The 11,629-nt window shown below is 65.9% G+C and carries 14 protein-coding genes; 5 read left to right on the forward strand and 9 right to left on the reverse strand.

The genetic code is table 11. The features are described 5' to 3' along the window. Nucleotides 1-49 precede the first annotated feature (49 nt). Nucleotides 50-328 (reverse strand): acylphosphatase, encoded by a 279-nt coding sequence (locus MUN73_RS07245; RefSeq protein WP_250139786.1) that lies wholly within the window; start codon nucleotides 326-328, stop codon nucleotides 50-52. 84 nt (nucleotides 329-412) lie between these two features. Further along, nucleotides 413-1,468 carry an enolase-like domain-containing protein gene (locus MUN73_RS07250; RefSeq protein WP_250139787.1) on the reverse strand — a complete coding sequence of 352 codons (1,056 nt, stop codon included), beginning with the start codon at nucleotides 1,466-1,468 and terminating at the stop codon, nucleotides 413-415. Between the two features lie 366 nt (nucleotides 1,469-1,834). Here MUN73_RS07250 and MUN73_RS07255 point away from each other — a divergent pair, with 366 nt between their 5' ends. Together MUN73_RS07255 and MUN73_RS07260 are read left to right on the forward strand one after the other, a co-directional pair. Then, complete coding sequence (locus MUN73_RS07255; RefSeq protein WP_250139788.1) at nucleotides 1,835-2,827, forward strand: MBL fold metallo-hydrolase; 993 nt, start codon at nucleotides 1,835-1,837, stop codon at nucleotides 2,825-2,827. Then, nucleotides 2,827-3,075, forward strand: coding sequence for a hypothetical protein (locus MUN73_RS07260; protein ID WP_250139789.1), 249 nt, complete (start codon nucleotides 2,827-2,829; stop codon nucleotides 3,073-3,075). The genes MUN73_RS07255 and MUN73_RS07260 overlap by 1 nt, the downstream gene beginning before the upstream one ends. A gap of 100 nt (nucleotides 3,076-3,175) precedes the next feature. Here MUN73_RS07260 and MUN73_RS07265 read toward each other — a convergent pair whose 3' ends face one another. Then, nucleotides 3,176-4,108, reverse strand: coding sequence for a DNA-3-methyladenine glycosylase 2 (locus tag MUN73_RS07265; RefSeq protein ID WP_250139790.1), 933 nt, complete (start codon nucleotides 4,106-4,108; stop codon nucleotides 3,176-3,178). Between the two features lie 240 nt (nucleotides 4,109-4,348). On the opposite strand from MUN73_RS07265, the gene MUN73_RS07270 reads away from it, so the two are divergent. Then, nucleotides 4,349-4,837, forward strand: a complete 489-nt coding sequence (locus tag MUN73_RS07270) for a DUF555 domain-containing protein (protein WP_250139791.1) — start codon at nucleotides 4,349-4,351, stop codon at nucleotides 4,835-4,837. Nucleotides 4,838-5,199: 362 nt separating this feature from the next. Here the strand turns inward: MUN73_RS07270 and MUN73_RS07275 are convergent, their stop codons facing one another. From MUN73_RS07275 to MUN73_RS07290, 4 genes are all read right to left on the reverse strand, one after another. Further along, nucleotides 5,200-5,436 carry a UPF0058 family protein gene (locus tag MUN73_RS07275; protein WP_250139792.1) on the reverse strand — a complete coding sequence of 79 codons (237 nt, stop codon included), beginning with the start codon at nucleotides 5,434-5,436 and terminating at the stop codon, nucleotides 5,200-5,202. Between the two features lie 269 nt (nucleotides 5,437-5,705). Next, a complete protein-coding gene (locus tag MUN73_RS07280) occupies nucleotides 5,706-5,885 on the reverse strand; it encodes an IS66 family transposase (RefSeq protein ID WP_250139793.1) in 180 nt (59 codons plus the stop codon). A gap of 104 nt (nucleotides 5,886-5,989) precedes the next feature. Next, on the reverse strand, nucleotides 5,990-6,970 hold the full coding sequence (locus tag MUN73_RS07285; protein WP_250139794.1) for a transcription initiation factor IIB: 981 nt from the start codon (nucleotides 6,968-6,970) through the stop codon (nucleotides 5,990-5,992). Between the two features lie 188 nt (nucleotides 6,971-7,158). Further along, entirely contained in the window at nucleotides 7,159-7,455 is a 297-nt protein-coding gene (locus MUN73_RS07290; RefSeq protein WP_250139795.1) for a DUF357 domain-containing protein, read from the reverse strand. A 123-nt stretch (nucleotides 7,456-7,578) separates the two neighbouring features. Here MUN73_RS07290 and MUN73_RS07295 point away from each other — a divergent pair, with 123 nt between their 5' ends. Both MUN73_RS07295 and grxC read left to right on the forward strand, forming a co-directional pair. Then, entirely contained in the window at nucleotides 7,579-8,892 is a 1,314-nt protein-coding gene (locus MUN73_RS07295; protein ID WP_250139796.1) for a TIGR00341 family protein, read from the forward strand. Between the two features lie 60 nt (nucleotides 8,893-8,952). Beyond that, nucleotides 8,953-10,272 carry a glutaredoxin 3 gene (gene grxC, locus MUN73_RS07300; protein ID WP_250139797.1) on the forward strand — a complete coding sequence of 440 codons (1,320 nt, stop codon included), beginning with the start codon at nucleotides 8,953-8,955 and terminating at the stop codon, nucleotides 10,270-10,272. An 85-nt stretch (nucleotides 10,273-10,357) separates the two neighbouring features. Here grxC and MUN73_RS07305 read toward each other — a convergent pair whose 3' ends face one another. Together MUN73_RS07305 and MUN73_RS07310 are read right to left on the reverse strand one after the other, a co-directional pair. After that, nucleotides 10,358-10,534, reverse strand: a complete 177-nt coding sequence (locus MUN73_RS07305; RefSeq protein ID WP_250139798.1) for a hypothetical protein — start codon at nucleotides 10,532-10,534, stop codon at nucleotides 10,358-10,360. A 129-nt stretch (nucleotides 10,535-10,663) separates the two neighbouring features. Continuing rightward, on the reverse strand, nucleotides 10,664-11,575 hold the full coding sequence (locus MUN73_RS07310; protein WP_250139799.1) for a carboxypeptidase-like regulatory domain-containing protein: 912 nt from the start codon (nucleotides 11,573-11,575) through the stop codon (nucleotides 10,664-10,666). Nucleotides 11,576-11,629: the final 54 nt, after the last annotated feature.

An 11,629-nucleotide genomic window follows, 5' to 3' on the forward strand; every position in this document is an offset into this window, starting at 1 on the left:
GAGGCCCCTGTTTTCGGCAGCGAGATCGTGCCGGACGTGAGCGCGCCGATCAGTACCGGATTTCGAACCCGTCCTCTCCCTGCGGTTCCTCGTACTCGACCGTCACGTCGTCGACCTCGGCCGCGGGACTACCATCGTGGCAGAACTCGATCATCGACTCGACGGCGTCCTCGGGCCCCTCGAAGACGGCCTCGACGCGACCGTCGTCCAGGTTCTTCACCCAGCCGTCGACGCCGTGCTCGCGGGCCGTGTCGCGCGTCGTCGCCCGGTAGTAGACGCCCTGTACCGTCCCCGAGACGAAGACGTGAGCGCGGGTTCGATCGGTCATGTGCGGGCCATCGACCGCGATCGGCAAAAAGCATGGTCGTCGATCGCGATCGGCGTGTACCGACCGAACAGCGGTCGCCCCGTGTCACTCGAGTTGTTTCCACTCCATTCCGACCGGGTCTTCGGGCGGTTCGAGCGGACTCCCGCGCAGTTCCGTTCTGACGTCCGGTTCGTTGTACGATCGCGGCGCGACGTCGTTCGGGCCGTCGGGGTAAAACAGCGACGCGAGCAACTGGATGTGGCCGCGGCCGACGCAGAGTTCGAACTGGCCGCCGCCGTACATGCCGATCTCGCGGTCCTCGCAGTACTCGATCGTCTCGAACAGCGATCGGACGGTTCCGAACCGCGACGGTTTGACGGTACACCAGGCCGGTTCGAACGGGCGCTCGCGAAGGTCGACGACGCCGTGGATCGGTGCGTCCCACGAGAGACGATCCGCGTTCGCCGCGAGAAGGTCCCGGACGTCGTCGGTGACCGCCGGGTCCTCCACGACGGCGTCGGGAAACGAGTCGAAGACTCGCCGGTAGAGCGCGGGATCCGGCGGCTGGTCCGGCTCCGCACCCTCGTACTGCCCCTTGAGGTCGAGCACCCGGACCGCGTCGGTCGCGGCGAGCGTCGCGAACGTCCCCGCGGTCCACTCAGCGGACGGATCGAGTTTGAACTCGCAGTCGGGGTTGGCCGCGAGCGTCTCCTCGATGCGCGCGGGATCGCCGTCCGCCAGTCCGGCGCTGGCGACGAACCGGACCGGTGATCGGTCGCGATCGAGCAGCGACGCGAGCGTCTCGTCGTTCTGTTTGAGCGCCAGGTCGAGCGCGGCGCTCTCGATCGCCCAGCGCCGGTAGTTCCGCGACACCTCGCGCTCGGGTTCCTTCGTCGGGAAGAGGTCCACGTCGTCCAGCGATCGGGAGAACTCGTCGAACGTGTACTCGCCCGCGAAGTCGAACACCGGCGGCTCGGGCAACGCCTCGTGGTCGACGGCCTCGCGGGTGACGTCCTCGCCGGCGCCGAACTCGTCCCCCGAAAGCAGGACGAAGGTCGACGTGACGCGGGTGGATCCGTCCGAGATCTCCCGCCGACGGCTGGTCCGCTCCTCGGTCGCGACCGTCAGCGGCAGGTCCGCGACGCGATCGTACAGTGTCATTGCGTGTACCGTCGGACGAGGCAGCGGACAGTTGCCGGAACGGCTACGGCGCTGTCGGGACGATCGAACCCGGGCGAGAAGGGACGTGACGGGCGACGGGGCTGCAGGTGACGTTCCATCGGGCAATAGTATGGTGCGAACAGTACATAGCTATTGGGTTATTCGAATCCCTCTCCTCCCGTAGATGCCTAATCGGGCAGTACTCTCGCAGACAACCCCGTTGTGTGTTTGTATAGTAATGGGAATAATTCTCACAAACGATTGCCCGGTACGGCAAGCGGTTAGCACGGCGTCGATGCCGAATGCCACGGTCCGAAGGACGAAGGAAACGACAACCCGACGGTGTTCCAGCCCCTACCCCCTGCAGTGACCGTACGCCACCGGGACGGCATCCACTTCGAGTTCGCGGGCGGCGGCGAGGCGAGCGTCGTCGCGGATGCGCGAAGCGCCGTCGGCGAGATCAACGTCGTCAGCCACGCCCACGCCGATCACACGTTCCGATCGACACCAGACACCGTCGTCTGTTCGGCCGAGACGGCGGCGATCGCGACGGCCCGGACCGGCACCGAGTTCGACTTCGTCGAGGACGCGCCGGGGATCGATCTCGTCCCAGCGGGCCACGTCGTCGGCTCCCGTGCGGCCCTGCTTTCGGACGCGGACGGCCGTCGCTACTGCTACACCGGCGACGTCTCGACGCGGGATCGGTGCTACCTCGAGGGGTTCGATCCCGCGGCCGTCGACGCCGACGTGCTCGTGATCGAGACCACCTACGGCAGCCCCGCGTACCGGTTTCCCGCCCAGTCGGAACTCGAGGGGGCGATCGCGGACTGGCTCCAGGACACCGACGGTCGGCCGCTGTTCCTCTTCGGGTACTCGCTGGGACGCGCCCAGAAACTCCAGTGGATCGCGGGGAACGCGACCGACCGCGAGATCCTCGTCTCGGACGCGATCCACGACGTCACGCGCGCGATCGAGTCGGCGACCGACCTCGCGTTCGCCGGCCGACCGTACGACTCCCTGCGGGGACTCGCCGACGAGATCGTGATCCTGCCGTCGAACCAGGCCCGATCGGAGTGGGTCGAGCGGGCGGTCGATCGCGAGAACGGGCTGAAGGCCGGCTTTTCGGGCTGGGCGGTCGACGACTCCTTCCTGTATCGCGGCAACTACGACGTCACCTTCCCGCTGACCGACCACTGCGACTTCGACGAACTCGTCGCGACGGTTCGCGAGATCGACCCCGAGGTCGTCTACACGCACCACGGCTTCGACGAGGCGTTCGCGGACCACCTGGCGACGGAGTACGGCTATCGCGCACGACCGCTGAAACGCGATCAGCGAACGCTGGAGGAGTTTTCCTGATGGGGATCATCGATCGCCTCGAGGAGGAGTTCCTCGACGTCTCTGGCCGGCGTGCGACGCTCCGGGAACTGGTCGAGTTGCTGGTCGGGTCGATCGCGTTCCTGCTCGTCGCGGGCGGACTCGCGTACTACCTGCTCGGCGAATCGGTCGCGATCGGCGTCGCCGCCGTCCTCGCGGTCGTGTTCGCGGTGACGATCGCGTCACAGGCCTACTGGGCGGTGACCGGCCGCGAGGACTACGACGAGTAGCGTGAACCGGGCAGGCGATGCCGACCGATCGCAAGCGTGGTGAGAGAACAGCCGATGGTATCGACGCGGGGTCGTCGTCTCACCGGCCCGCGAGGCTCACTCACTCGCCGGTCCGGAGGTGATGAAAGACGTACGTCTGGGCGTAGCCCGCGTACTCGCCGCCCAGCCGATCGCGTATCGCTCGCGACGTCGCCGCGTACGAGCCCCGATCGCAGCCGGGGTAGTACTCCTCGATCGCCGACCTGATCCACGTGTCGAGTGGCACGGCCTCGTCGAAGCCGAGCGAGAACAGCAGGACGCAGTCGGCCACCTTGTCGCCGACGCCAACGAACTGCGTCAGGTACTCCCTGGCGGCCTCGTACTCGAGCGTCCTGGCCTCGGCGGGGTGGGCCTCGCCGTCGGCGACCATCTCGGCCGTCCGCACGACGTAGGGGGCGCGATAGCCGAGTCCGAGGTCCCGGAGCTCCGCCTCGGTCGCGGTCGCGAGCTGGTCCGGCGTCGGAAAGGCGTGGTACGTTTCGCCGTCGAACTCGATCGGGTCGCCGTACTCGCGGGCCAGCGTCGAGACCATCGAGTGAATGCGGCTCACGCGCATCTGGGCCGAACAGATAAAGGAGATCAGCGTCCCGAAGGGAGGATCCTCGACCAGTCGCATGCCCTGGTGGGCGTCGTAGGCCTCCCGGACGAGCGGATCGTCGGGCGCCGCCGCGGCGATCGCATCCAGGTCGTCGTCCAGCCGGAGGAGCCGGCCCAGGAGCGGTTCGGCGTCGATCGACGACTGCCACTCCAGCCTGCCGTCTCGCAGTCGGGCGCGGATGACGGCGCCGGAATCCGGTTCGACGTGCGAGCCACCGCTGGCTCGACTCGCGACGGCCCCATCGACGACGGTGTAGTACCACGCTCCGGGTGCCGGCTCTCCGGTGTACATCTCGCCGTCCGATCGACGCCAGAGGTAGCTCTGCCCGCTCTCGAGGGTTCGGTACAGGTCGAGCCCACCAGCGAGGTCGGCGACAGGGATCGCACCCGATTGCATTCGCCGGAGAGTTGGCGAGGGACGGCTTGGGCCTTTCGAAGCGGCACCCGGCCTGGTGGACGCGGACGCCCCCGTTTCGACCCGCTGGCTCTGCGGATTGCTGTACCGGTGTACCGGCGCAAGCGCAGCCGGGTCGCGGTTGCGCCGGAACTGACGTACAGCGGGCCGTATCGTCGTTGCCGCCTGATCCTCGGTCACACGAGGCGAACCTTCATACCGGATGCGATACAATATCCTGGTATGGACTGCAGGGTTGTCGTCGAAGCTGCCGTGCCGGTATTCGACGTTGAGACGGAGGACGAGGCGATTCGGATCGCCATCTCGAAGACGGGCGAGATGCTGAACCCTGACCTGAACTACGTCGAGATCAACATGGGCGAGCGGACCTCCCCATCGGGGGAGGAACTCCCGCCCGCGTTCATCGCCGCCGACGAGGCGCTCGTCGCCCTCGAACTCGAGATGACCGTCTTCAACGTCGAGCGCGAGGAACACGCCTCGCGCATCGCACGCAAGGAGATCGGTCAGCGACTCGAAAACATCCCGCTCGAGGTGACCCGCGTCGACGTCCTGGAGGACGAGGACGGCGAAGACGGAGAGACCGAGGAGACGTCGTCATCAGCCGACGCCGACTCGTCCGACACCACTGACACCGACTCCGAGAACGACGAGACGGCGTCGACCGACGAGGACGACGAAATCCTGCCCGAGTTCGAGGACCTCGTCGAGTAATCGCCCGGTTCCGTCGAAACGACCTCCCTCGAAACCCCGTTCGTGCGGGCCTGCAATGTCGTACTCGCGATCAGTATTCGATTCGTGTCGCTGGCAATCGCTCCAGTGACACCGCCGTGCTCGATGACGCCGCTGGTGCCGTCGCTGGAGCACGCCCGTCGACGGGCGACGGGTCGGTAATCGGTGGCAGGTCGAGAGCCGGTCGCTGGCAGGAGCAAGTCGGAGTGGAACGCGGAATCGAGAGCCGGCAGAAACAGAATCGAGAGTCAGCAGGGAGAGAGTCGATCGGCGACGGGATCGAGTTCGACCGAGAGAGACAGGTCTCGACGATCGGTGTCGGGTCGGAGGATACGACGGTAGACTCAGTCTGCGGTGGCGGCGACGGCTTCCTGTTCCCCCTCTCGCATGTTCGTCGTGATTCCCCCCGCGAGCGCAAAAACAGCAGCTTTGTGGTCGGTTTTCGATTTGTGGATCGATGTCGGTCGAATACCGCGCGACTCGTACTCTTCGAGGTCGATCTGACAGTCGTTCCACTCTGCGCACTGGTTCGATACCTCCGCGAGAAGGCCGTGAAGGTGAATGAGCTCCTGCTTCTTCATAACCATCCAATCCTACCCACTGCAGGGTTATATTATTATCTTGAGTCGCGTTAACACGCACCCGGTGTTCGTTTACTGGTGTGTCACTATTCGAGAGCGAGAGAAAGCACTCCCTACCCGGACCGATCGACCACCACATCGCGGCGATAGTCCAGTATTACTCAGGTAAGGGTGGATTACTCTGCAGTTTCTGACACTGGACGGTCGGAGAGTTAAACCGTCGCTACCGTGGGAACGACAGCGAAACGAGAGAGTCGTCGACTGCGGAGCTAGCCCAGCTGTTTCAGCGTCTGGAGATCGCGGTCCGTCCGCATGAACTCGGACGTCCGACGCGAAGCGTGACAGTTCGGACAGTGAAACATGTCCGCGGGAGTGGGGAGGTCGTCCGGAGAGGCCTGCCAGTCCTTCGTGCATTCTGGACACAAGAGTTGAATAGTCGTTTCGTCCATGGTAATTACGTGCACACGAGGCGGCAAAAACTTTGTCGCGCAGTCGCACGTGATGGGAGTCCCCCGATCGGCTGACAGTCGACCGCCTGCACCGGGCGACCCGGTTAGGCCGGAGCGGCGGTATCCGACGCCTCGAGCAGTTCCTTGTACCGGTTGCGGATGGTCACTTCGGAGATGCTCGCGACTTCGCTGACGTCGTTCTGGGTGACCTTCTCGTTCGTCAGGAGGGCCGCGGCGTAGACTGCCGCCGCGGCGAGGCCGACCGGCGACTTGCCGCTGTGGACGCCCTTCTGTCGGGCCGACTCGAGCAGTTCGCGGGCCATCCGCTCGGTCTCGTCCGAGAGATCGAGGTCGCTGACGAACCGGGGCACGTAGTGTTCCGGATCGGCCGGCTTGACCTCGAGGCCGAGTTCGCGGATGATGTACCGGTACGTGCGGGTCAGTTCCATCTTGTCGACCCGGCTCACCGCCGAAATCTCGTCGAGGCTTCGCGGCGTGCCGGCCTGGCGAGCGGCGGCGTACAGCGAGGCCGTCGCGACGCCCTCGATCGATCGGCCCGGGAGGAGGTCCTCCTCGAGCGCGCGGCGGTAGATGACGCTGGCGGTCTCGCGGACGTTCTCGGGGAGACCCAGGGCCGAGGCCATCCGGTCGATCTCACCGAGCGCCTGCTTGAGGTTGCGCTCCTTCGAGTCGCGCGTGCGGAACCGCTCGTTCCAGGTTCGGAGCCGCTGCATCTTCTGGCGCTGGCGGCTCGAGAGCGCGCGGCCGTAGGCGTCCTTGTCCTGCCAGCCGATGTTCGTCGAGAGCCCCTGGTCGTGCATCATGTTCGTCGTGGGGGCCCCCACGCGACTCTTCTCGTCTTTCTCCGCGGCGTCGAACGCGCGCCACTCCGGTCCGCGATCGATCTCGTCCTCCTCGACGACGAGGCCACAGTCCTCACAGACCGTCTCGGCGTGCTCCGAGTCCGAGATCAGTCGACCGCCACACTCCGGACACTGTTCGCGCTCGTCCGATCGCGTCGTGGTCTCTTCGGTTTCCTCCTCGTCCCGTTCGTCCGTATAGGTTCTGATGGTCGTATCTGTCATTGTGTATCGGGTGGGTTACTCGGGGCTCCCGGGTGGGATAACCAGAAGAAACCCGGTCGCCTCAGCTAACATATCGTAAGGCCGTAAACCATATAAAGGTTTCGCCTACTTTATAAGCTAATCGCCACAACTGGTATATATGTTTTGGTTATATTGGTATTAATCGTGTAGGATTGTGGGCCGGCGAGTCAGGTCGAGTCGTCCACCGTGAACAGGTGGCCCTCCGTCGGCACGTCGAACAGGCCGACGCGTGCGCCGGCGTCGAGCCAGGCGTGGCCGTAGGAGAACGACGCCAGCGCGTTGACGAGATCGCCGTTCTCCCGGAAGTGCGTTCCGTCGGACAGGTACGACTCGGCCATCTCCCGACAGTCGGCGGCCGCCGCCGCCATCGGCGTCCCCTCGGGCGGGGCGATCGACGCCTCCTCGAGCGCCTCCGCGAGCAGTCGGCCGTAGCGATCCGTCTTCTCCTCTATGTCCGCGGCCATGGTCGATACTCGTCGGTCGGGCCCGTAAGTGCGTCGTCGAGACCTGGGGAATCGTCACCCGTAATCGCTGGATCGGGTTTAGTCGCCGGATAGGTTTCACCCGTGTCGTCGAATCGATCGTGAATGCGATTGATCCAGGTACTCGTTCCGGACGCCAGACGGGACGATGCACTCCGGGCACTGGAGCGCGAAGACATCGACTACGTCCGGACGAACGAGCACAGCGACGACGTCGACGCCGAACTCGTCACGTTCCCGGTCCCGACGCAGGCGGTCGAACACGTCCTGACGTCGCTTCGCGAGGCCGGCATCGACGACGACTTCGTGATCGTCTCCTCGATCGAGACCGCTCGAACGCCGGGGATCGAGACGCTCGAAGAGCGGTACGTCAACGGGACGGAAGCGGACGACAGCATCGCGCCCGAGGAGATCCGCTCGCGCGCGATGAACATGACGCCCGGTCGAGCCACCTACTACGCGATGACGCTTCTGAGCGCGTTCGTCGCGACCGCCGGCCTGTTGCTCGACTCGCCCGCGGTCGTCGTGGGGTCGATGGTGATCGCCCCGCAGGTCAGCGCCGCACTGACCGGGACCGTCGGTCTCGTCCTGAACGATCGGCGGATGTTCCTCGACGGCCTCACCTCGCTGGTCGTCGGCCTCGTCGTCGCCGTCTGCGGGGCCTTCGCGTTCTCGTGGCTGATCCGCTCGGGCGGTATCGTCCCCGTGACGATCGACATCACGGCCATCACCCAGGTTCAACAGCGGATCTCGCCGGGGGTGCTCTCGCTGCTCGTCGGCGTTGCCGCCGGTGCCGCGGGTGCGTTCGGACTCGCGACGGCGATTCCCGTGTCGCTGGTCGGCGTGATGATCGCGGTCGCGCTGATCCCCGCCGCGGCCGCAGTCGGGATCGGACTGGCGTGGGGCGACGCCGGCGTGGCGATGGGGGCGTTCGTCCTGCTCGCGGTCAACGCGACGTCGATCCTCCTGTCGGGGCTCGCCGTCTTCTGGTATCTCGGCTACCGACCGAAGGGGTGGACCGGCGGCAACCTTCGGGCGAACCTCTCGCCCCAGCGGGTCGGGACGCTCGCGATCGTTCTCCTCGTCGGGGCCGTCGTTCTCCTCGGCGGTGGACTCGTCCTCGGACAGCACGTCGCCTTCGAGAACGCCGCCAACGACGAGGTCCGAACCGTCGTCGACGGGGACGAGTACAGCGACCTCGCACTCGTCGAACTCCGGACGGAGTTCCACGACGGCGGGGCGGTGAGCGACGAGACCGAGGTCACAGTCGTCGTTCGACGGCCCGCGGACGCACCGTACCCGTCGCTCCCGATGGACCTCGAACTGGCGCTCGAGGATCGAACCGGCCACCCCGTCACGATCGTCGTCGAGTACGTCGAGGGGACGACGGCTCCGGACGGGGATCCCGCCCCGTCGTAGCAATCGGGAGTCGTTGCTGAGAACGCAAGCGGTTTAGGCCCAGTTTCCCAATGCATGGGCATGAGCGACCAGCCCCGCGTAGAGATCTATACCAAGGACAACTGTCCCTATTGTGACAAGGCGAAGAACCTCTTCGACAGCAAGGGCGTAGAGTACGAGGAGTACAACGTCACCGGCGACGACGAACGCTTCGAGGAGATGGTCGAACGGGCTGATGGGCGAAAGACCGCCCCCGAAGTGTTCATCGACGACGAACTGATCGGCGGCTGGGACGACACCTGCGAACTCGAGGAACGCGGCGAACTCGACGAGAAACTGGGCATTACGGACGGGGACGACGACGCGATCGAACACCGCAAACTGATCATCGCCGGCACGGGCATCGCCGGCCTCACCGCCGCGATATACGCGGGCCGGGCGAACAACGAACCGCTGGTCATCGAAGGCGACGAACCCGGCGGCCAGCTCACCCTCACGACCGACGTCGCGAACTACCCGGGCTTTCCCGAGGGAATCAGCGGTCCCGACCTCGTGAACAACATGAAAGAGCAGGCCAGGCAGTTCGGCGCCGAACTCGAGAACGGCATCGTCGAGTCGGTCGACGACACGTGCCGGCCGTTCCGCGTCGAGTTGACCAACGGCGACGTCTACACCGCCGACGCCGTCATCGCCGCCTCGGGCGCGAGCGCACGGACGCTCGGCGTCCCCGGCGAGGACGAACTCATGGGCTACGGCCTCTCGACGTGTGCGACCTGTGACGGCGCGTTCTTCCGCGACGAGGACATGCTCGTCGTCGGCGGCGGCGACGCCGCCATGGAAGAGGCGACCTTCCTCACCAAGTTCGCCGACACCGTCTACATCGCCCACCGCCGCGAGGAGTTCCGCGCCGAGGACTACTGGGTCGATCGCGTCCAGGAGAAAGTCGAAGACGGCGAGATCGAGATCATGAAGAATACGGAACTGATCGAGATCCACGGCTCTCAAGAGGCGGGCGTCGACCACGTCACCCTCGTCGAGAACGAACAGGGCCACCCGACCGATCGCCTCGACGATCCCGAGACGAACGAGTTCGAGTTCGACGTCGGTGCCGTCTTCTACGCGATCGGCCACACGCCGAACACGGACTATCTCGAGGGGACCGGCGTCGAGACGGACGCTGAGGGCTACCTCCACACGCAGGGCGGCGACGGGGGCGGCCAGACCGAGACCGACGTGCCCGGCATCTTCGGGGCTGGCGACGTCGTCGACTACCACTACCAGCAGGCGGTGACCGCCGCGGGCATGGGGAGCAAGGCCGCACTCGACGCCGACGAGTACCTAGAGGACCTCGAACGGGCGAGTTCGAGCGGCGAGGCCGAACCCGCCGCCGCGGACGACTGATACGGATTGTTGTACCGAGTTACCGGCGCAACCGCGATCATCCTGCGGTCGCACCCGAGCTGACGGACAGGTGTCCGTACGAGGACTACTCCTCGCTCCAGCGATCGGCGAGCAGCGCCGCGATCACGACGCCGAAGGTCAGGGCGGACGACGCCCCGAGAAACAGGTCTTCGAACGCGAGCACGAACGCCACACCGATCAGCGCCCCGATCGGCAACCCGATCGCGAGCGCCTTGACGGTTCGCTCGGACGACTCGTTCATCGTTCCACCCCCTCGGTCCGTCCAGTCGCCAGCACGGACGTCCCTGCGACGGCCCGCGGCTTCAGTGTGCTGGTCGCGATTTGGATACTGGTACGCCCGGTGCGATCGGCCGCCCCTGCGTGGGACGGCCTATCGGCGTGCGATCGCGACGGCAGCCAGCAGCGCGACGAGGGCCGTAGCCGCGCCGAAGCCCGGCAATCCGTCGTCCTCGCCCTCGTCGGGTTCGTCGGCGTCCGCCTCGTCGTCGCCGTCGTCGTCGCTTTCCGTCGCCGCCATCGTCACGTCACCGTCGACCGTCTCGTTCTCGGCGACCTCGATCGTCGACTCGATCCCCTCGTGGTCGTCGGCCTCGACCGTCAGCGTGTACGACCCCTCGCGCAACTCGAGTTCGTACGTGCCGTCGGCTCCGGTCGTCGTCGACTCCACCGACCCCTCGACGGCAATCTCCGCGCCGTCGACCGGTTCACCGTCGTCGTTCGTCACGGTGCCTTCGACGACCCCCGTGGGCGGATCGGCGAGTTCGGTCGCCGCCGCGGTCAGGTTCTCCCGGATCGCCTCGACCCGATCGGCGTTCTGCCAGAGCGAGTCGGCCGCCGTCTGGGCGTCCTCATCGATGTGAACGTACGTGTCCTCGATGTTCTGGGCCTCCGTCCGCGCCTCTTCGGGCGTCGAGACGGAGTCGTCGGCGATGTCCCGACCGATCTTCTCCTGTGAGCGGTAGTTGATCTCGGCGACGACCTGGGTGAGGACGGCTTCCTCGAGCCGATCGGCCTCGTCCCACAGCCGTTCGGCTTCCGCCTCGGCCTCGGCGTCCGTCTCGGCCTCGACCGGATCGACGCCCTCGACCGCCGAGACGTTGCCCAGTCCCGCGTTGACTTCCTCGACCATCTCGTTGACCGTCGCGATCTCGTCGTCGTTGACCTCGTCGACGACGTCGTCGTCGATTTCCTCCGCCGTCGCGGAGCCGGAGAGTCCGGCGATCGCCAGCGACGCCACGAGAAGCAGTGTCAACAGAAACGTTCCAGCCTGCCGTTCATTCATGCTGTGTGACGTTTGGAACCGGTTCGCATATAGCTTACGCAGTCCGCAGAACTG

It is taken from the genome of Halosolutus amylolyticus, from assembly GCF_023566055.1.
Classification (GTDB): Archaea; Halobacteriota; Halobacteria; order Halobacteriales; family Natrialbaceae; genus Halosolutus; species Halosolutus amylolyticus.

What these genes read in the sequence shown, in the direction of transcription:
- MUN73_RS07265 (WP_250139790.1), bottom strand. Translation starts at nt 4,108, where the DNA reads ATGCAATCGGGTGCGATCCCTGTCGCCGACCTCGCTGGTGGGCTCGAC.
- MUN73_RS07285 (WP_250139794.1), bottom strand. Translation starts at nt 6,970, where the DNA reads ATGACAGATACGACCATCAGAACCTATACGGACGAACGGGACGAGGAG.
- MUN73_RS07245 (WP_250139786.1), bottom strand. Translation starts at nt 328, where the DNA reads ATGACCGATCGAACCCGCGCTCACGTCTTCGTCTCGGGGACGGTACAG.
- MUN73_RS07250 (WP_250139787.1), bottom strand. Translation starts at nt 1,468, where the DNA reads ATGACACTGTACGATCGCGTCGCGGACCTGCCGCTGACGGTCGCGACC.
- MUN73_RS07270 (WP_250139791.1), top strand. Translation starts at nt 4,349, where the DNA reads ATGGACTGCAGGGTTGTCGTCGAAGCTGCCGTGCCGGTATTCGACGTT.
- MUN73_RS07280 (WP_250139793.1), bottom strand. Translation starts at nt 5,885, where the DNA reads ATGGACGAAACGACTATTCAACTCTTGTGTCCAGAATGCACGAAGGAC.
- MUN73_RS07260 (WP_250139789.1), top strand. Translation starts at nt 2,827, where the DNA reads ATGGGGATCATCGATCGCCTCGAGGAGGAGTTCCTCGACGTCTCTGGC.
- MUN73_RS07305 (WP_250139798.1), bottom strand. Translation starts at nt 10,534, where the DNA reads ATGAACGAGTCGTCCGAGCGAACCGTCAAGGCGCTCGCGATCGGGTTG.
- MUN73_RS07275 (WP_250139792.1), bottom strand. Translation starts at nt 5,436, where the DNA reads ATGAAGAAGCAGGAGCTCATTCACCTTCACGGCCTTCTCGCGGAGGTA.
- MUN73_RS07310 (WP_250139799.1), bottom strand. Translation starts at nt 11,575, where the DNA reads ATGAATGAACGGCAGGCTGGAACGTTTCTGTTGACACTGCTTCTCGTG.
- MUN73_RS07295 (WP_250139796.1), top strand. Translation starts at nt 7,579, where the DNA reads ATGCGATTGATCCAGGTACTCGTTCCGGACGCCAGACGGGACGATGCA.
- MUN73_RS07290 (WP_250139795.1), bottom strand. Translation starts at nt 7,455, where the DNA reads ATGGCCGCGGACATAGAGGAGAAGACGGATCGCTACGGCCGACTGCTC.
- grxC (WP_250139797.1), top strand. Translation starts at nt 8,953, where the DNA reads ATGAGCGACCAGCCCCGCGTAGAGATCTATACCAAGGACAACTGTCCC.